The following is a 19032-nucleotide window of genomic DNA, read 5'->3' as shown; positions in this document are numbered from 1 at the left end:
GCCACGGCTCGTACTGGACGTACTTGCGTGGTCCGACAACGCGGGGAGGTGCCGTGCCGGGCGCCGCGACCCGGTGGACCTTTCCGGTCACAGCACTAGACCCCGGCCGGCCCGGGCCCGCCGCGGGCCCGGGCCGGGTCCGGGCGGGTCAGACCGGCGGCAGGCGGAAGGGGCCGTTGATGAAGTAGGTGCCCACCTCCTGGTGGTAGGCCGCGTCGCCCAGGTGCTGCTCCCGGATGAACTCCGGTGCGTGCTTGATCTGTTCCTTGGTGCGGTCGACGTAGATCCGCTTCTCCTCGGGATCGACGCGGGTCACCGTGCCGGCCGGGAGCAGGACCTCCTTGCCGAAGATCCACACACCGGTGTCCACCACGATGTAGGCCTCGCCCACCGCGTCGGAGTACTTGTCGACCTTGCCGATCGCGCCGTCGCTGGCCTCGACCTTGTAGCCCGTGAGGTCGGCGCCCGCCAGGCGCCCCGAGGTCGGCCTGTAGTTCCACACGTGTTCGGTCACGTCCGCCATCTCCTCCGGTAGGGACGGCCGCGGGATGCTCCCGCGGCCCTTCCCTGCCCCGCCTTCCCCCGCTCAACGCCCCTACACGCCCGCATGCCGAGACGGCTCCGCCCCCATCAGGCCTCCTCGCGAGCGGATCGCGCCAATGCGTCCGCCGGGCCGGTTCCGGCTGCCGCACGCCGGTTACCGTCCGGCCATGCCTTCGAACACACGAACCCGCGTCGCCCTGCCGCGCAGCCGTCGGGCCCTGTTGCGCACCGCCGTGGCGGGCACGGCGGCCGCCGGTGCGGGTCTGGCCCTCGGGCCGGTCTTCCCCGCCTCCGCCGCCACGGGGGAGGCCGAAAGCGACAGCCGTCCCACCACTCCCGCGCAGGCGCTGCGCAGACTCGCGGCGGGCAACCGGCGCTGGCGGACCTACCACGAGGAGCACCCGCACGAGTCCGCGCCACTGCGCCGAAGGCTCGTGGCGGCCCAGCACCCGTTCGCGGTCGTCCTGGGCTGCATCGACTCGCGGGTGCCGCCCGAGCTGGTCTTCGACCAGGGCCTGGGCGATCTGCTGACGGTCCGGTCGGCGGGCGAGGTCCTGGACGAGGCGGTGCTCGGGAGCATCGCGTACGGGGTCCTGGAACTGCGGATACCGCTGGTCCTCGTGCTGGCCCACCAGTCCTGCGGGGCCGTCGCCGCGGCGGTGCACGCGGACGAGACCGGCGAGCCGCTCCCGGCCCACATCCAGTACCTGGCCGACCAGATACGGCCGTCCATCGACCACGGCCAGCAGGGCGAGGCCCGTATCGACGCCACCGTAAACGCCCACGTGCGGGGCGTCCGGCGACGGCTGGCCGCCGAGCCCGACCTCGCCGCGAAGGTGGCCACGGGTGAACTGGCCGTGGTGGCCGCCCGGTACGAGCTGCGGGACCAGCACGTGCGCACCCTGTCCTGACGGACGTCGGCGGCCGGGACCGCGGCCCTCGGGCGCGCCCCCGGTCGCGGCTGCGCGCCGTCCCCCCGCTCGGGAGGGACGGCGCGCAGCGGTGCGGTCAAGGGTCAGCAGTGGCCGACGCCGGTCTGGCTGGCGACGAGGGACGAGTGGACGTAGCCGGTGCCCACGGCGCTGGAGACCCGGAACCAGCGGTTGGAGGCGTAGTTCGAGCTGGGCGGGTAGACCCACTGGTTGTCGAGCCAGCACTGCATCGTCACGCCGGAGCCGTTCCCGAGGTAGCCGAGCGAGCCGCAGCCGGTGCTGGCGCAGGTCCGGACGTTGGCTCCCCCGCTGTTGGAGGAGATGTAGCTGCCCGCCGCCTCGGCGCCCCCGGCGCCGGCGATCAGACCCGTCAGGGCCACGGCGGCCGCGGCGGCCGCCAGTCCGGCCCGGGACCGCAGGGTGGTCGTCTTACGCATGGTCGTTCTCCCTCGTCGAGGTGGCTGCGATGGTGTGCCGCGCCCCGGCCGATCCGGCGGCGCTCCATCAGGAAGCCAGCCCCGGACCGCCGCCGGGAAGGCCGAAGCCGCAGGTCGGACGCCTCCGGACGGCGGTCCGTACAACTCCGTACAGCGCTGCGGGCCCTCACCGGCAGGGCGGCGCGTACGGCAGTCCCGGCACCAGGTGCGCCCATTCCTGCCGGGTGATCGGCGACCCGGCCCGTTCGCAGATCCGGCTGCGCACCGCCTCCTCGTCGGTGGTCCACAGGAGTGCCTCCGGCCCCGAGCCGCCGGCGGCCAGCGAGCGGCCGTCCGGGCCGAAGGCGATCGCGTAGGCCTTGCCCCGCAGACCGCTCAGTACGGCCTCGGGCTGCGGCCGACCGGGGTCGCGGGTGTTCCAGAGCCAGACGGTGCTGTCGGTGCTGGCCGCGGCCAGGGTGCCGCCCGCCGGGCTGAAGGCCAGGGCGTAGACGTAGCTGCTCGGGCCGGTCAGTGGCGGGCCGGCGCTGACCGGGCGCTCGCCGCTCACGTCCCACAGCCACACGTCCCGGTCGGCGGTGCCCGCGGCCAGCGTGCGGCCGTCCGGGCCGAAGGCCACGGACATGACGTAGCTCCCTGGGCCGCGCAGGGTCGCCTCGTGCGCGGGCGCCCCGCCGCCGGGTGCGGGCAGCCGCCACAGCAGGACCTGTTTGTCGACGGTCCCGGCCGCGAGGCGCCGCCCGTCCGGGCTGAACGCCACCGAGTACACGTAGTTGGTGGGTTCGGTGAGCTCGGCCGACAGCGCGGGCCGGGCCGGTTCGCGGGTGTCCCAGATCCGCACGGTACGGCCCTCGCTGCCGACGGCGAGCGCCCCGCCCGCCGGGTCGAAGACAGCGGACTGGATGGTTCCGGTGCCGCCGGCCAGCGGTTCCCCGTAGGGCGCGGCCCGTTCGGGGCGGGTGAGGTCCCAGAGCCAGACCTTGCCCTCCCGGCCGCCCACGGCCAGGGTGCGGCCGTCAGGGGTGAAGGAGACCGTCCCGGAGAACCCCGTCGCGTTGGTGAGCGGCTGCCCCACGGGGCGGGGCGTCCAGGGGTCGCTCACGTCCCACAGCTGTACGTCCTTGGCCGCAACGGCCAGCAGCCGTCTGTCGGGGCTGAACCCGATGGCGTTGACGGTGCCCTGGAAGCCCCGCAGCGGGCGGGACGGCAGTTGCCAGAGCCGGACCGTCCCGTCGGCCGCGCCGGTGACCAGGCCCTGGCCGCCGGGCAGGAAGGCCAGCGCGGTGACGGGTCCGGGGTGCGGGAAGACGGCGGCGGGCGTCGCGGTGCCGGTGCGGTAGAGGCGGACCTGGTTGTCGGCGCTGCCGGTCGCCGTCCACTGTCCGTCCGGGCCGTACCCGACCGCGTTGACGTAGCTGGCCGGGCCGTCGGGCACGGCCGGCGCCCCGCCGATGACCTCCGGGGCGACCGGGGTCCCGCGGGGGTCGGGCACGGTCCACACGCGGGTGGAGCGGTCCTGGCTGGCGGCCGCGAGCCGGCTCCCGTCGGGGGTGAAGGCCAGGCCGAACACCGGGCCCGCCGCCCCGGTCAGCGCCTCGGCGTACGGGACCGGCAGGCCCGGCGCGGAGGTGTCCCACAGCCGGACCGTCCCGTCGGCGCCTCCGGCCGCGAGGGTGGCGCCGCCCGGGCGGAAGGCGACCGTGTGCACGGGGCCGGTGAATCCGGCGAGCCGCTCCGGCCCGGCGGCCGGCCCGGCCGATCCCCCTGCGGCCGCGGCTCCGTCGGCGGCTGCGGGGTCCCGCCAGAGGTACACCCCGCCGTCGGCGCCCGCTGCGGCGAGCGTGCGGCTGTCCGGCGCGAACGCGACCCCGTAGACCGCGGATTCAGGGCCGGTGAGCACCCGCGATCCGGCGGGACCCGACGGTTCCCACACCCGTACGGTCCCGTCCCCGGCCCCCGCGGCGAGCCGCCGCCCGTCGGGGCTGAAGGCCAGCGCGTACACGGTGTCCCCGAAGTCGTGCGGGGCGGTGCCCAGTTCCCGGGGGTGCTGGGGGTCGCGCACGTCCCACAGGGCGACCTGCCGGTCCAGTCCGCCCGCGGCGAGGGTGTGCCCGTCCGGACTGAGCGCCACCGCCTGCACCACGCCCCGGAAGGCGAGGATCCGGGTGACCGCGGGCAGGGCCGAGGCGTCCATCAGTGCCGAACGGGCCTCGGCGGTGGGCGCCGTCCGGTAGGCCACCAGGCTGAGCTGTGCCGCCAGTGCCAGGTCACTGCCGCGCAGCCGTTCCGCGCGGGCCGCCACCAGCCGCGACAGCGCCACCGCCTGCTGGTGCTCCGCGTCCCGCCGCTGGACCACCGCGATGCCCGTGAGCAGGCCCGAGAGGACGACGAGCACCGACAGCAGGACGAGGAGCTGCCGCAGCCGCCGGGTGCGGTGCCGCTCGCGACGGGCCCGGGCCTCCTCCGCGTCCCGGCTCGCGGCGAGGAAGGAGGTCTCCCGTACGGTCAGTTCCGGGCCCCGGCCGCTCTGTTCGGCCCAGCCCGCGGCGACGGCGAGCCGCGCGCCCCGGTAGAGCAGCGAGGGCTCGCGGTGCTGGGCCAGCCAGCGCTCCGCGTCCCGGCCGAGTTCCTGCCACACCAGGTGTCCGGCCCGGTCGGTGTCGATCCATCGGTGCAGCCGGGGCCAGGCGGTGAGCAGCGCCTCGTGGGTGATCTGCGAGCCGTCGGCGTCCAGGGTGACCAGCCGCCGGTCGACGAACCGTTCCAGTACCTCGTACACCTGCCCGGCGCGGTCCCGGCCCGCCGGGTCCCCGGGTCCGCCCGCATCGGGGAGCGGGAGGAGCCGACGGGTGTCGGGGCCGCCGTCCCCGACGGTGACCATGCGCAGGAAGAGCACGCGGGCCAGGCTCCGCTGCTCCTCGCTCAGCTCGGCATAGGCCTCCTCGGCTGTCGCGGAGATGGCGGCGGAGATGCCGCCGCCGGCCCGGTAGTCGGCGATCGTCAGCTTCGTGCCCCGGCCGCGCTCCCAGGTGGACAGCAGTGCGTGCGACAGCAGGGGCAGTGCTCCGGCGCCCGAGTCCCGCAGGTCGGCGAGGAGCAGGTCGACGAAGCCCTCGTCCACGGTGAGCCCGGCCTTGACGGCGGGTCCGGTGACCACGGCGCGGGTCTCCTCCTCGGTGAGCGCGCCGACGACGGTCTGCCCGTTCTGGAGCGCGGCGGCGAGGAGGGGTTCGCCGAGGGCGTCCGGGTAGAAGTCCGCGCGCAGAGCGCCCGCGACCCGTACGTCCGGCGCGGGCAGTGCGGCCAGGCAGCGCAGGAACCGCTCGCGTTCGGCGGCGTCCCGGCAGACGGTGAAGACCTCCTCGAACTGGTCGACGGCCACCACGACCCGTACGGACTGCCGTGCGGCGAAGCTCCGTACCCGGGCGGCGAGGGCGAGCGGGTCGGGGGTTCCGGGGGCGTCGGAGTCATCGGGCACGGCGGGAGGGGACCCGGACGCCTCCGCGGACCGGGCCGTCTCCTGTGGGCCGGTGAGCGCGTCGACGGCCGAGGCCAGTGCGGCGAGCGGATGCCGGCCGGGCGTGAGCAGGCAGGGGACGAAGCCGTGCGCGGCGCGCAGCACGGGCAGCACTCCGGCCCGCAGCAGCGAGGACTTGCCGGAGCCGGAGGCGCCGACCAGCAGCCGGGGCACGGGGACGGCGGCGCCCCCGGCCACGATCGCGCCGTCCGCCAGGAGTTGTGCCACCACGGTGTCGCGCAGCCGGTCACGGCCGAAGAACCACTCGGCGTGCCGCTCCTCGAATCCGGCCAGGCCCCGGTAGGGCACGGCTGCGTGCACGGCGCGCGGCACGCGGGTGCGCCGCAGTTCGGCCAGCGTCTCGATCCAGCGCTCGATCTCGGCCGGTTCGCGCACCCCGCAGACGTGCAGCACCTGCCGGAACAGGGGGAGGGAGCCGATCGAGGGCAGGTTCTGGCCCGCGAACCAGCCGCCCACGGTGGTGTGGGCGCCGGGGGCGTCGACGCGGGCGGCGACGGCACGGACGGTGAGGTCGGCCTTCTCGCGCAGCCGGGTCAGCTCGGCCGCGAACTCCTCGCGTGGCGAAGGGGGTAAGGGCGGGGTGGGCGTACGGTCCATCGGGCCTCCGTGGTCGGAATTCCGGTGCGGCAGCAGTGGGGGGCGGCCGGACGTCAGCCGTGCGTCAGCAGTGCGGGGACCACCCTCCCCCGGCGTCGCGGACCCGGGGCCGGAATGCAGCGGTCCGGGGTCCGGGCGGGTGCGAAAGGGGTGTTTTCCGGCCATCCTCTCCCGCCACTCCCGGCTGGTGCGGCCCCAGCCGCCGCCCCCGTTCCACCTCGACCGCCGCCCTGCGGGCACGGACCGGCGGGCGGCCGGGGCCCTCCCCCGGGCCTTCCGGGACCGGCCGGGGGCAGACACGTGTGGGCGACTTCCCCGGCGCCGGGTGGACGTCACCCCCTTGGTGAACCGCGGTGCCGGACGGGTGCGGAAACGATTTTTGGAGGGCTTTTCCCCGACGCGGGCGCTCACCCGGCACGGTTTGCCAACCCTCTGCGGAGCGTGCTGGATTGATCACCCACGGTCGCCCCCCATTGCCTGGAGGATCCTCATGCGCACGGTTCGAGAAGCCGTACTCGACGTTCTGCGAGCCCGTGGGATGACCACCGTCTTCGGCAATCCGGGATCGACCGAACTGCCGATGCTCAAGGACTTCCCCGAGGACTTCCGGTACGTGCTCGGCCTCCAGGAGGCCGTCGTGGTCGGCATGGCCGACGGGTTCGCCCTCGCCTCCGGCACCACCGCCCTGGTCAACCTGCACACCGGACCGGGCACCGGCAACGCCATGGGCGCCATCCTCAACGCCCGGGCGAACCGCACCCCGATGGTGGTCACCGCCGGACAGCAGGTCCGCGCCATGCTCACCATGGAGGCCCTGCTCTCCAACCCGCAGGCCACGCTCCTGCCCCAGCCCGCCGTGAAGTGGGCGTACGAGCCGCCGCGCCCCGCCGACGTGGCTCCCGCGCTCGCCCGCGCCGCCCAGATCGCCGAAACCCCGCCGCACGGGCCCGTCTTCGTCTCCCTCCCGATGGACGACATGGACGCGGAGCTGACCGCGGCCGAGGACCGGGGCGCCCAGGTGGCCGCCGCCCGCCGGGTCACGCACGCCGCCGTCCCCGCCCCGGCCGTGCTCGCCGAGCTCGCCGGACGGATCGCCGCGGCCCGCTCCGCCGTCCTCGTCGTCGGCGACGACGTCGACGCCTCCGGAGCCTGGGACGCGGTCGTGGACCTCGCGGACCGCACGGGACTCCCGGTCTGGGCGGCGCCCGTCTCGGCCCGGGTGTCCTTCCCGTACGACCACCCGCAGTTCCGCGGCGAACTGGTCCCGGCGATCGGGCCGCTCAGCGGCCAGCTCGCCGGCCACGACCTCGTCGTGGTCATCGGCGCGCCGGTGTTCCGCTACTACCCCTACATCCCCGGTGCCTACCTGCCCGAGGGCACCGAGCTCCTCCTGCTCACCCGGGACGCCGAGGAGGCGGCCAGGGCCCCCGTCGGCGACGCCGTCGTGGCCGACCTGGCCCTGACCGTACGGGGTCTCGCGGAGCACTTCCCGGCCGGCAGCCAAGTCCGCGAGCCCCACGAGCAGGTGCGCTTCCCCGAGGAGACGGAGGGCGTCCTCACCCCCCTCGCCGCGCTCTCCGCGGTCGCACAGGGCGCCCCCGAGAACACCCTCTGGGTCAACGAATCCCCCTCCAACGTGCCCCGGTTCCACGAGGCCGCCCGCATCAGCAGCCCCCGCTCCTACCTGTTCTCCGCGGGCGGCGGGCTCGGCTTCGGCGCGGCGGCCGCCGTCGGCGCCCAGCTCGGCGCACCCGACCGGCCCGTGATCGCCGTCATCGGCGACGGCTCGGTCCACTACGCCGTCCAGGCCCTGTGGACCGCCGCCCACTACCGGCTCCCCGTCACCTTCGTGGTGCTCAGCAACGCCCGCTACGCGATCCTCCAGTGGTTCGCCCGGCTCGAGCACGCCGAGGGCGCCCCCGGCCTCGACATCCCCGGTCTCGACATCACCGCGATCGCCGCCGGCTACGGCCTGCGCACCCATCGCGTCCAGGGCTCCGGCGAACTCACCAAGCTCGTCCGGGACTCCGCCGCCCAGCAGGACGGCCCCGTGCTCATCGACGTACCGGTCACCACCGAACTCCCGTCGCTGTAGAGCACCCGCCCGCACCCCCTCCCCGTACGACCTCCAGAAGGCCGGTATGTCTCCCGACACCCCCCTCCTGTCCCGCCTGCGCGCCCTCCTGGCCGACGCGGACGGCGGCCCCGACAGCATCCTGTACACCGACGCCGAGACGCTCGCCGCCCACACCCGGGACTCGGCGCCCTTCTCCGAGCCCGGCACCCCCGCGGTCGTCGCCCTGCCCCGCACCGCCGAGCAGGTCGAGCAGATCCTGCGCACCACGTACGCCCTCGGCGTTCCCGTGGTCCCCCAGGGCGCCCGCACCGGTCTCGCGGGCGCGGCCAACGCCGTCGACGGCTGCCTCGTGCTGAACACCTCCCGGATGGACCGCATCCTGGAGATCGACCCCGCCAACCGGCTCGTGCGCTGCGAGCCCGGGGTCGTCACCAAGCACCTGGGCGACGCCGTGGCCGAGCACGGCCTGACCTATCCGCCCGACCCCGCCTCCTGGGAACGCTGCACCATCGGCGGGAACATCGCCACGGGCGCGGGCGGCATCTGCTGCGTCAAGTACGGGGTCACCGCCGACTACGTGCTCGGGCTGGACCTCGTCCTTCCCGACGGCCGCCGGATGCGCACCGGCCGGGACACCGCCAAGGGCGTGGCGGGCTACGACCTGACCCGGCTCATGGTCGGTTCGGAGGGCACGCTCGCGGTGGTCGTCGGGGCCACCCTCGCCCTGCGGCCCGCGCGTCCGCCGGCCCTCTCCCTGCTGGCCCAGTTCCCCAGCCTGACCGCGGCCGGGGACGCCGTCGCGGCGATCACCGCCGCCGGGCACGTGCCCTCGGCCCTCGAACTCCTCGACCGGGCCACCACCCAGGCCGTCGCGGACTACGGGCACCCGCTGCTGCGCCCCGGCAGCGCCGCCACCCTGATCGTCGAGAGCGACGCCGGCGACCCGCTGCGCGACCTGCACACGATGGACCTGCTCTGCAAGGGCGCCGGAGCGCAGAACGTGGTCACCGCCGCCACCACCGAGGAGTCCCGGCAGATCATCGAGGCCCGGCGGCTGGTCACGCCCGCCCTCGGCGCCTTCGCCGCGACCCTGGGCGGCAGGCCCACCGCCTTCATCGAGGACGTGGCCGTGCCGCGTTCCGAACTCGCCAAGTTCATCGGGACGATCGAGGAGATCGCCGCCCGGTACCGGCTGCGGATCTTCACCCTCGGTCACGCCGGGGACGGCAACCTGCACCCGACGGTCGTCTTCGACGAGTCCGACCCGGACGAGTTCCGGCGCGCGCAGACTGCGTACGACGACATCATGGCCGCCGGTCTCGCCCTCGGTGGCACCAGCACCGGGGAGCACGGCATCGGCATCCTCAAGCGCGACTGGCTGACCCGCGAGCTCGACCCGGTCGCACTGGAACTGCACCGCGGGCTCAAGCGGCTCTTCGACCCGAAGAACCTGCTCAACCCCGGCAAGGTGATCGAGGCATGACCGAGTCCGAGCTCACCACCACGGACGCGGTGTCCGCGCCCCCGAACGCGGCCGGCCACGACCCCGCCGGCGACGCGCCCGTCCCGGGGCCGGGGCGGACGGCCGACCCGGGCCGCGCGGGACGCGCCGAGACCCTGCGGTTCGTCCTCACCCACACCCTCCCCGCCTTCACCAGGGGCATCTCCGCCCCCCGCCCCGCCATGGTGTCCGCGCTGGCCTCGGTCAACCAGTACGGCTGGTCGGCCGCCACCTTCCGGGCCCTGCGCGCCCGCCACGGCGGTTCCCCCGTTCGGATCCGCGCGCTCTCCGGCGAGATGCTGGTCCTCCTCGACCCCGCCGACGTACGGCAGTTCTTCGCCGAGCCCATGGAAACCCTCGCCATGGACGCCGTCGACAAGGTCAAGATGCTCGGGGTCCTCGAACCCACCGGGGTGATCTGCTCCCACGGGGCCCTGCGCGAGGCACGGCGCGAGGTCAACGACCACGCCCTGGCGGCCGACCGGCCCGTCCACCCCTCCTGCGCGGAGTACCTCTCCGTCGTCGCCGAGGAGTGCGCCCCGCTGACCCGCGGACCCGGACTGGACTTCCCCCGGCTGCTCCGCGCCTTCCAGCGGATCTCCCGCCGTCTGGTCCTCGGCGACCTGGCCCGGGACGACGAGGAACTGCACCGCTGGCTGGTGGCCCTGCGCGAGGAGGCCAACTGGCTGGGCCTGCGCAAGGGCCGCGCCCTCGCCGCCCGGCGGCTGTACGCACGGGCCAACGCCCGCCTGGAGTCGTACGCCGCCGACGCCCCCGCGCACACCCTGATCGGCCGGGCCCTCGCCGGACCCGCCACCGCGCTCGACGCCGAGCTCGACCGGGTCGGGCAGGCCCATCACTGGCTGCTCGCCCTGGACGTGGCCGCGCACGTGGCCGCCCGGACCCTGCGGCTGCTCGCCGCCCATCCGGCGGAGCAGGACGCGGTCACCGGGGACAGCGGGATCGCCCAGGGATCGCGGCTGCGGGCCTGCGTACAGGAGACGATCCGGCTCTACCCCGTGGTCCCCGACTTCGTCCGGGTCACCCGGGCGCCCACCCAATGGCGCGGGGTGACCTACCCGGCCGGCACCCACGTGCTCGCACCGATGGCCTTCCACCAGCGCGACCCCGAGCACGTGCCGGGCGGCCATCTCTTCGTGCCGGGCCGCTGGCTCGCCCCGGAAGCCGACGAGGACACGCAGATGGCCCCGTTCGGACACGGCGGCGGACGCTGCCCCGGAGACCAGCTGGGCCTGCTCGTCACCGCCGCGGTCTGCGCCGAGGTGCTGCGCGGCCACCGGGTCGGCGGGGACCGTCCGGCGCTGGACCCGCACCGGCCGCTGCCGGGCGCCCTGGACGCCGCGGCCGTCCACCTCACCCTCACCGCACGCTGACCGAAGGGACGCCGATCCGTGCCCGAAGCCGCTGCCGATCCCACCGCTCCCTGTGGCCCCGTCCCGTCCGTCACCGAACCGGACGTGGCCTCCCTCCACCAGCTCTGCCGCGACCTCGCCGAGGCCGCCGACGCCGTACGGGACGCCGCCCGGCACGCCACGGGCCTCGCCCTCGGCACCGGGGTCCCGCCCGCCGCCCGCCGCAGCCTGCTGCGGACCCTCACCGATCCCGCCGGACTCGGCTGGGGCCCGCAGGGCCGCGGGCCCCTGGCCCGCGCCGCCTGGCTGGCCGGGGTCCTGACCAGCCGTGAGAGCCTCGCCGTCAGTCTGGCCGTCACCGGCCTCAAGGCCCGTATCCGGGCCGCCGCGGTGGAACACCCCGAACTGCTCGAGGATCCGGACACCGCCCGGGTCATCCGCGCCATCGAACAGGACCGGCAGGCCGAGGCGGTCCGGGTCTTCAAGGCCATCATCGGGAACCAGGGCGCCGAGCGGGCCTTCGCGCTGCTCGCCCCGTCCTTCGCCGACATCGCGGCCTGGAACGCGCTCACCGACGAGAACCCCTTCAACGACGAGGCGGGCTGGGAGATCGCCACCGGCCGCACCCTCACCGCCGCGGAGCCCTTCCTCGGCATCGGCGCCCGGCTCTGGGCCCTCCTGGACCGCGGCCCCGGCCGCGCCGAACCCAGCCCGTCCGAACCGGCGTTGCTGGAACGCCTCGACGCCTCGGGCACCATCTGCGGCTACATCCGCAACATCGGGACCATCGGCACCGGCGGCACCCTCCTCGTCCAGCAGGTCGCCGGTCCGGACGGGGTGACCCGCCACGTCGCCCAGCTCGCCGGAATGGCCGGGCTGCGGGGCGAGAGCCCGCAGGACCTGCTGGGCGCCCTGAACGCGGTGGCCCGGCCCGCGACCCCGTACTCCCGGGCCGTCACCAAGGCGCTGCGCTCGGCCGTCCCCTCGGGCACCGAGCTCGCGCTGGTCGGGCACAGTCTGGGCGGCATCACCGCCATGAACCTGGCCGCGGACCGGGACTTCTGCGCGCTCTACCGGGTCACCCACGTCGTGGCGATCGGCTCGCCCATCGACGGCAAGCGTCCGGCGGACCCGCGCACCCGGGTGTGCTCCCTGGTCAACGAACACGACGTGGTGCCCAGTCTGGAGGGGCGCTCGGCGTGCTCCCCCTACGCTCTGCCCGCGCAGTTCACCGAGTTCACCTGGACCGACGACACGCACGCCTTCCCGCTGTGCCACGCCGCCGACCGGTACGCGCACAACCTCGAATTCGACGTGCCGGAGGCGAGCGCGCACGTCGACGCGGAACTCGCGCCCTACCGCGGCAAGGTCACCGCCACCCGGCTCTTCCAGCTCTACGACCGCTGAGGAACGACGAAGCACGATGACTGACACGACAGACACGACCGCGACCGGCGCGAAGAGCACGACGGCAGGGGCCGCCGGGACCGCCGGGGCCGCGCAGGCGGCGACCGGGTCGGCGCTGGTTCCCGTCCAGGGTGCGGCCCGCCCCGGCCCGGCCCCCGGGCACCGTCCGCCCGGGCTCCTCGAACGGCTCGGGTCGGCGGCGTTCGAGCGGATCAACCGCACCCGCGAGTGGCACGAACTCCCCACCACCCTGGGGCTGCTGAACCTCTCGGTGCTCCGCGGAGACCTGCGCAGGAAGAACCTGCACGACACGTTCGGCGCCGGAGGCGAACGCACCCGCCGCCCCACCGCAGAGCTCGCGCCCTACCGCTCGTACGACGGCTCGGGCTACGACCCGTACGACGAGGACATGGGCAGGGTCGGCACCCGGCTCGACCGGAACGCCCCGCTGCACCTGGTCTTCCCGGACTCCGACGCCGAACTGATGGCGCCGAGCCCCCGGGAGATCAGCCGGCAGCTGCTGGCGCGCCGCGGCTTCGTGCCCGCCCCCACGCTCAACCTGCTGGCCGCCGCCTGGATCCAGTTCGAGAACCACGGCTGGGCCAACCACGGCGACAACGAGGAGGCCGAGCCCTTCACCGTCCCGCTCGCCGAGGACGACGACTGGGCGCGGACGGGCGGCAGCTGCCCGATGCGGGTCAACCGCACCCGGCCCGACCCGGTGGCCCACACCGGCCCGGACGCCCCGCCGACGTACGAGAACACCGTGACGCACTGGTGGGACGGCTCGCAGATCTACGGCAGCGACGAGGCGAGGTGCCGGTCGCTGCGCACCGGCGAGTACGGGAAGCTGCGCGTCGAGGACGGCAGGCTGCCCGCCGATCCCCGTCCCGGCATGGAATGCCTGGACGCCACCGGGATGAACAGCGACTACTGGACCGGGCTCTCACTGCTCCACACGCTGTTCGCCAAGGAGCACAACGCGATCTGCGACCACCTGCGCGGGCACCACCCGACCTGGGCCGACGAGCGGCTCTTCCACACGGCCCGGCTGGTCAACACCGCGCTCATGGCGAAGATCCACACGGTGGAGTGGACGCCCGGCATCCTCGACACGCCCGTCCTGAAGCGGGGGATGGACGCCAACTGGTACGGCATGCTGCCCCGTTGGGTCAGCCGGAAGTACGGGCGGATCGGGAAGGGGGAGATGCTCAGCGGCATCCTGGGGTCCCCGACGGACCATCACGCGGCGCCCTTCTCCATGACGGAGGAGTTCGTGTCGGCCTACCGGCTGCACCCGCTGATCCCCGACGAGGTCACCGTCCGCGACCACGCTTCGGGCAGCGCGCGCAAGACGATCGGCTTCAACGACATGCAGGGCGCGACCACCCGCACCTCGGTCGACGAGTTCGGGATGAGCGACCTCCTCTACACCTTCGGCACCGCCCATCCCGGCGCCCTGGTCCTGCACAACCATCCCGACGGGCTGCGCAACCTGGCCCGGCTCACCGGTGAGCACATCGACCTCGGCACCGTCGACATCCTGCGCGACCGCGAGCGCGGCATCCCGCGCTACAACGCCTACCGGCAGATGCTGCGCAAGCGCCCCGTCTCCTCCTTCGAGGAGCTGACGGGCGGGCACCCGGGCGACACCGCCCTGATCCGGGAGCTGTACGAGGGCCGGCTCGACCGCGTCGACACCCTCGTGGGCAACCTCGCGGAGCCGCGGCCGGCCGGGTTCGGCTTCAGCGACTCGCTGTTCCGGATCTTCATCCTGATGGCGAGCCGCCGTCTGAAGAGCGACCGCTTCTTCACCACCGACTACCGCCCCGAGGTCTACACGGCCGAGGGCCTGGAGTGGGTGGACCGCAACACCATGGTCACCGTCCTGCTGCGGCACCACCCCGAGCTGGGCCCCGCCCTGGCCGGCGTGACCAACGCCTTCGCCCCCTGGAGGAGCGCGTGACGGACATCCCCGCCCCCCGCGCGGCAGCCGTCCCCACCGGCCCGGTGGAGGGCCTGTACACCCATTCGGCCGCCCTGCGCCGGCACGCCGAGCGGCTGCGGGCCGACGCGGACGGGCTCGACTGGAGGGGCCCGCAGGCCGACGAGTTCCGGGACCGCCTGGAGGCCCTGGCCGCGCGCTGCGTCACGGCTGCGGACGCCCTGGCCCGCTCGGCGGCGCAGCTGGACCGCCACTGACCCGTGCCGGGACCTGAGGGCGCCGGCCGCGGGCCGGCGCCCTCACCGGTGCAACCGCCCCGCCCGGTCGCGCGTCGTCGTACCGGGCGGGGCGCGGGCACGGGGCCGGGCCGCGCGACGGCCGACGGGAGCGGTGATGGCGGGGAGGGACGCGGGGGACGAGGGGCCGGGGCGGTCGGGCGGGCGGCTGCTCGCGGTGACGCGGCGGTCCGGCGGGCGCCTGCTCGCGGTGACGGCCGTACTCGTCGCCCTGCTGCTGGTGGGCCACGGGGCCGTGCCCGAGCTGCCCGGCCGTCCGGGCAGCCTGCTGGAGACCTTCCTGCCGTGGCTCGGCCTGGCCGTCCCCGTGCTCCTGGGCGCGGCCCTGCTGCGGCGCTCGCGGCTCGCCGCTGCCGCCGCGCTGCTGCCCGCCGCCGCCTGGCTCGGGCTCTTCGGCGGCCTGCTGCTCCCCGCGACCGGCCCGGCGGGCACCTTCACCGCCCTCCAGCACAACGTCGGCGACGAGAACCCGGACCCGGCGGGCACCGCACGGACCCTGCTCGCCGCCGGCGCCGACGTCATCGCCCTGGAGGAACTCACTCCCCCGGCCCAACGGGTCTACGAGGCGGCCCTCGCCGCCGCGTACCCGCACCGTGCGACCCGGGGCACGGTCGGCCTCTGGTCGAAGCACCCGCTCCACGACGTGCGTCCGGTGGACATCAGGCCGGAGGGGTTCGGGGAGGACTGGGACCGCGGGCTGCGGGCGACCGCCCGTACGCCGGAGGGCGAGATCGCCGTGTACGTCGCGCACCTGCCGTCCGTGCGCCTCGGGCCGGGCAGCGGGTTCCGGTCCCAGGCCCGGGACGAGAGCGCCGTCCTCCTCGGACGGGCCCTGGCGGCCGAACCGCTGGAGAAGGTGCTCCTGATGGGCGATCTCAACGGCACGGTGGACGACCGCGGGCTGGCTCCCATCACCTCGCGGACCGACGGGAGCGGACCGGATTTCGCCTTCAGCTGGCCCGCCGCCCTGCCGGTCGCCCGGATCGACCAGGTGCTGACCCGGTCGGGGACGGTCACCGGGGTCAGGACGCTTCCGCGGACCGGGAGCGACCACCTGCCGGTCCTCGCACGCATCCGGTTCTAACCGGGCCGCCCGGAGGGCGGGGGTGCGGGCGCGGTACGGGGGCGCGGGTACGGGCACCCGGCGGGACGCGCCGTGCGCGTCCGGGGGCGGCGTCCGATGATCGGGGGACGTGGCCGTGCTGCGCGCCGGGCACCGGCGGCCGGGCCGGGAACCGGGCACCGGCGGCCGGGCCGGGAACCGGGCCTCCCGGCAGGCACCACGGAGAATCGAGCGAGCGGAGCGACCATGTCCCCCGAAGTGCCGCCGGACCCACCGTGGCGCTGTGGAAAGGGAACCGACCGCACCGTGAAGACCTTGAGACGCACCTTCCAGTCGCTGGCGGTGCGCAATTTCCGGCTGTTCGCCTTCGGCCAGCTCCTTTCCCTGACCTGTACGTGGATGATGGTCATCGCCCAGGACTGGCTGGTGCTGGAACTCTCGGGGAACTCCGGCACGGCCCTCGGCACGGTGACGGCGATGCAGTTCACGCCCGTCCTGCTGCTGACGCTGTACGGGGGACGGCTGGCCGACCGCTACGACAAGCGGCGGATCCTGATCCTGGCCAACCTGTCGCTCGGGGTGCTCGCGCTGGCCCTGGGCCTGTGGGTGGTGCTGGGCAGCGTGCAGCTGTGGCACATCTGGCTCTTCGCCCTCGCCCTGGGCACCGTGAACGCGATCGAGGCGCCCACCCGGATCTCGTTCGTCAGCGAGATGGTGGGCAGCGAGCTGCTGCCGAACGCCTCGGCGATGAGCGCCGCGTACTTCAACGTGGCGCGGGTGGTGGGGCCGGCCCTGGCGGGCCTGCTCATCGCCCGGTTCGACGTCGGGCCGGTCGTCCTGGTCAATGCCGTCAGCTACCTCGCGACCGTGGTCAGCGTCGCGCTGATGCGCCCCGCCGAGCTCCACCGGCCGGCCACCCGGCCGCGCAAGGCGCGCGTGGTGGACGGGCTGCGCTACATCGGGCGCCGCCCCGACCTCGTCCTGCCGATGGCCCTGGTGGGCGTCCTCGGTCTGGTCGGTTTCAACTTCCAGCTGACGCTCCCCCTGCTGGCCAAGACGGAGTTCCACACCGACTCGACCGCCTTCGGCCTGCTGAGCAGTTCGCTGGCGGTGGGATCGCTGCTGGCGGCCCTGGCGACGACGGCGCGGCGCGGGCGCCCCACGGCCGTGGTGGTGGCGGGCTCGGCGCTCGCCTTCGGTGCGCTGGAGGCCGTCACCGGGCTCGCCCCGACCCTGCCGACCGCCTGCCTGCTCCTCGCCCTGACCGGCTTCGCGATGATGTATTTCGCGCAGGCCACGAACCACCGCGTCCAGCTCGGCTCGGATCCCCTGTACCGGGGGCGGGTCATGGCCCTGTACACCCTGATCTTCCAGGGCACGACTCCGCTCAGCGCGGTACTGACGGGCTGGCTGTCGGAGCACTGGGGGACCCGCTGGGTGCTGTACGGGGGCGGCCTGGTCTCACTGGCGGCGGGGGCCGCCGCCCTGGCGGCCGGTCCGCGCTTCACCCGTACGCCCGCTCCGGAGGAGTCCGGGCGTACGTCCCCGGAAGAGTCCCCGCAGGAGTCCTCGCAGACCGCCGCCCGCCCGGTGGACTTCCCCGCTCCCTGAAATGCGCCGGAGTGCCGACGGCCGAAGGCCGTGACACGCTGAAACAGGGGGCCGCCGGCCGTGGCACGCCAGGCCGGCTCTGTCACCGAGGAGATGGACATGGCCAGTGACGCCAGCAGGCCCACAGCAAGCCGCGCGCAGCCGAGCCCGACGCACGCGCCCGTGTCCGGCACCACCGTGCTGGCCGGGGCGCTGATGCTCGTCGGCGGGGCGATGGCGCTCTTCGAAGGGATCGCCGCCCTCGCCAGGGACAGTCTGTTCGTCGTGACGCGCCACTACGTGTTCGAGTTCAGCCTGACGGGCTGGGGCTGGGTCCACCTGATCCTGGGCATCCTGCTCCTCATCGCCGGAGGCTGCGTGTTCACGGGAGCCCTGTGGGCCCGCTACTTCGGCGTGGCCGTGGCCAGTCTGGGTGCGATCGCCAACTTCCTCTGGCTGCCGTACTACCCGTTGTGGGCCCTGGTCCTGATCGCCGTCAACATCTTCGTCGTCTGGGCGCTGTGCACCGGCATGCACCGGGAGGCGGACGCAAGTCACGCGGGCCTGGCCCACTGAGAGGCGGCTGCCGCACCGCAGGGGCCGCCGCACGCGGTGTGCGGCGGGCCCCGTCGTGATGTGCGGGAGTTCCGGGAGTTCCGGGGCGCCTACGCGGCCGGGCAGGTCTGGTGGCCCCAGCGGCTGCCGTGCTTGGTGATCATGTCGCCCGCCGCGTACGGCTTGCCGCACGGGCAGGAGCCGGGGAACTTCGCCTTGATGGCACGCGCGGAGCCGCCGCCCGCCGCGCTGCTTGCGGAGGCGCTCTTCTTCGCGGGGGCGCTCTTCTTCGCGGCAGCGGACTTCTGGCGGGACGGCGCGCTGCGGGCCGGGGCCGGGACGGGCATCTCCAGGGTTCCCAGGGCCGTGCCCGCGGGCTGCTGGGTGAGGGCGGCGTCGCTGGCGGCCTGGTCGGCGATGGCGTTCAGGTGATCGCCGTCCTCGCGGTGCGCGGGGACGTAGAGGAACGTCACATCACGTCCGGTGAGCAGTTCGTCGATGCTCTCGACGAGTTCGCGGTTGGCGACGGGCTGGCCCGAGGCGGTCTTCCAGCCGTTGCGCTTCCAGTTCGGGAGCCACTGCGTCACGGCCTTCATCGCGTACTGGGAGTCCATGCGCACCTGTACGGCGGTTCCCGGGACGACGGCCTCCAGCAGGCGCTGCAGGGCGGTGAGTTCGCCGACGTTGTTGGTGGCGCGGCCCAGCGGGCCGGACTCCCAGCGCTCGGGACGCCCCTGGGGGTCGGCGATGACCCAGGCCCAGCCGGCCGGGCCGGGATTACCCTTCGCCGCTCCGTCACAGGCGGCAATGATGCGTTCAGACATCCCCCGATCATGCCGCATGCGCGGGGTCCCGCCGGCACGGCCGTACCCGGCCCCGGGCGGTCCCGGGCTCAGGCCGTGTGGCGCCAGCCGGGGTGGGAGCGGGCGTTCCAGGAGGTGGCCGCGCGGCGCCGGGCCGCGGCGGGCCTCCAGCGGGCCGGTGCCCGCTCCTCGTCCTGCGGCGCCGCTCCGGCCTCCTCGGCCGCGCGCAGGGCCGCGGCGGTGCGTGCGGCCAGGACGGCCGACAGCGCCACCGCCACGGCGGCGACCTCTTCCGGGTCGGGTGAGCCGCTGGTGATGTGCCAGTCCTGAGCTGCCGCCATCAGGTCCTCCGTAGCCGCTGCAAGACCATTGTGC

Annotated in this window: 14 protein-coding genes and 1 pseudogene; 10 read left to right on the top strand and 5 right to left on the bottom strand. The window is 74.7% G+C overall.

Annotation, left to right across the window (positions count from 1 at the left end; genetic code table 11):
* Window positions 1-148 precede the first annotated feature (148 nt).
* On the bottom strand, window positions 149-523 hold the full coding sequence (locus tag IO30_RS0107765; RefSeq protein ID WP_373316445.1) for a PRC-barrel domain-containing protein: 375 nt from the start codon (window positions 521-523) through the stop codon (window positions 149-151).
* Between the two features lie 187 nt (window positions 524-710).
* On the opposite strand from IO30_RS0107765, the gene IO30_RS0107760 reads away from it, so the two are divergent.
* On the top strand, window positions 711-1454 hold the full coding sequence (locus IO30_RS0107760; RefSeq protein WP_031140623.1) for a carbonic anhydrase: 744 nt from the start codon (window positions 711-713) through the stop codon (window positions 1452-1454).
* A gap of 104 nt (window positions 1455-1558) precedes the next feature.
* Here the strand turns inward: IO30_RS0107760 and IO30_RS0107755 are convergent, their stop codons facing one another.
* A complete protein-coding gene (locus IO30_RS0107755; protein WP_031140621.1) occupies window positions 1559-1912 on the bottom strand; it encodes an SH3 domain-containing protein in 354 nt (117 codons plus the stop codon).
* A 166-nt stretch (window positions 1913-2078) separates the two neighbouring features.
* Window positions 2079-6047 carry a WD40 repeat domain-containing protein gene (locus tag IO30_RS0107750; RefSeq protein WP_051902002.1) on the bottom strand — a complete coding sequence of 1323 codons (3969 nt, stop codon included), beginning with the start codon at window positions 6045-6047 and terminating at the stop codon, window positions 2079-2081.
* A gap of 490 nt (window positions 6048-6537) precedes the next feature.
* Here IO30_RS0107750 and mdlC point away from each other — a divergent pair, with 490 nt between their 5' ends.
* The 9 genes and pseudogenes from mdlC (at window position 6538) to IO30_RS0107705 (ending at window position 17875) form a co-directional block, all read left to right on the top strand.
* Complete coding sequence (mdlC, locus tag IO30_RS0107745) at window positions 6538-8142, top strand: benzoylformate decarboxylase (RefSeq protein ID WP_031140617.1); 1605 nt, start codon at window positions 6538-6540, stop codon at window positions 8140-8142.
* A 46-nt stretch (window positions 8143-8188) separates the two neighbouring features.
* The gene (locus IO30_RS0107740) at window positions 8189-9607 is read left to right on the top strand and encodes an FAD-binding oxidoreductase (RefSeq protein WP_031140615.1); all 1419 of its coding nucleotides are present in this window, start codon (window positions 8189-8191) and stop codon (window positions 9605-9607) included.
* Window positions 9604-11019: a cytochrome P450 gene (locus IO30_RS0107735; protein WP_031140613.1), complete on the top strand. Its 1416-nt coding sequence runs from the start codon at window positions 9604-9606 to the stop codon at window positions 11017-11019. The genes IO30_RS0107740 and IO30_RS0107735 overlap by 4 nt, the downstream gene beginning before the upstream one ends.
* An 18-nt stretch (window positions 11020-11037) precedes the next feature.
* The gene (locus IO30_RS0107730) at window positions 11038-12405 is read left to right on the top strand and encodes an alpha/beta hydrolase (RefSeq protein ID WP_051858974.1); all 1368 of its coding nucleotides are present in this window, start codon (window positions 11038-11040) and stop codon (window positions 12403-12405) included.
* A 16-nt stretch (window positions 12406-12421) separates the two neighbouring features.
* Entirely contained in the window at window positions 12422-14371 is a 1950-nt protein-coding gene (locus tag IO30_RS0107725; RefSeq protein ID WP_078904597.1) for a peroxidase family protein, read from the top strand.
* Window positions 14368-14607, top strand: coding sequence for a hypothetical protein (locus IO30_RS0107720; RefSeq protein WP_031140608.1), 240 nt, complete (start codon window positions 14368-14370; stop codon window positions 14605-14607). Before IO30_RS0107725 ends, IO30_RS0107720 begins: the two co-directional genes overlap by 4 nt.
* Before the next feature lie 171 nt (window positions 14608-14778).
* Window positions 14779-15730, top strand: a pseudogene (locus tag IO30_RS0107715) (endonuclease/exonuclease/phosphatase family protein); the annotation flags it as partial.
* Window positions 15731-16015: 285 nt separating this feature from the next.
* Window positions 16016-17320 (top strand): MFS transporter, encoded by a 1305-nt coding sequence (locus IO30_RS0107710; protein ID WP_308443083.1) that lies wholly within the window; start codon window positions 16016-16018, stop codon window positions 17318-17320.
* A 99-nt stretch (window positions 17321-17419) separates the two neighbouring features.
* On the top strand, window positions 17420-17875 hold the full coding sequence (locus tag IO30_RS0107705; protein ID WP_031152741.1) for a DUF7144 family membrane protein: 456 nt from the start codon (window positions 17420-17422) through the stop codon (window positions 17873-17875).
* An 89-nt stretch (window positions 17876-17964) separates the two neighbouring features.
* Here the strand turns inward: IO30_RS0107705 and IO30_RS0107700 are convergent, their stop codons facing one another.
* Together IO30_RS0107700 and IO30_RS0107695 are read right to left on the bottom strand one after the other, a co-directional pair.
* Window positions 17965-18678, bottom strand: coding sequence for a ribonuclease H family protein (locus IO30_RS0107700; protein WP_031140600.1), 714 nt, complete (start codon window positions 18676-18678; stop codon window positions 17965-17967).
* 68 nt (window positions 18679-18746) lie between these two features.
* Window positions 18747-18998 (bottom strand): hypothetical protein, encoded by a 252-nt coding sequence (locus IO30_RS0107695; protein ID WP_031140598.1) that lies wholly within the window; start codon window positions 18996-18998, stop codon window positions 18747-18749.
* Between the last annotated feature and the right edge of the window lie 34 nt (window positions 18999-19032).

Origin of the sequence: Streptomyces xanthophaeus, from assembly GCF_000725805.1 — a bacterium.
In the GTDB taxonomy this organism is placed as follows: Bacteria; Actinomycetota; Actinomycetes; order Streptomycetales; family Streptomycetaceae; genus Streptomyces; species Streptomyces xanthophaeus.
This window is presented reverse-complemented; position numbering and strand designations above follow the sequence as displayed.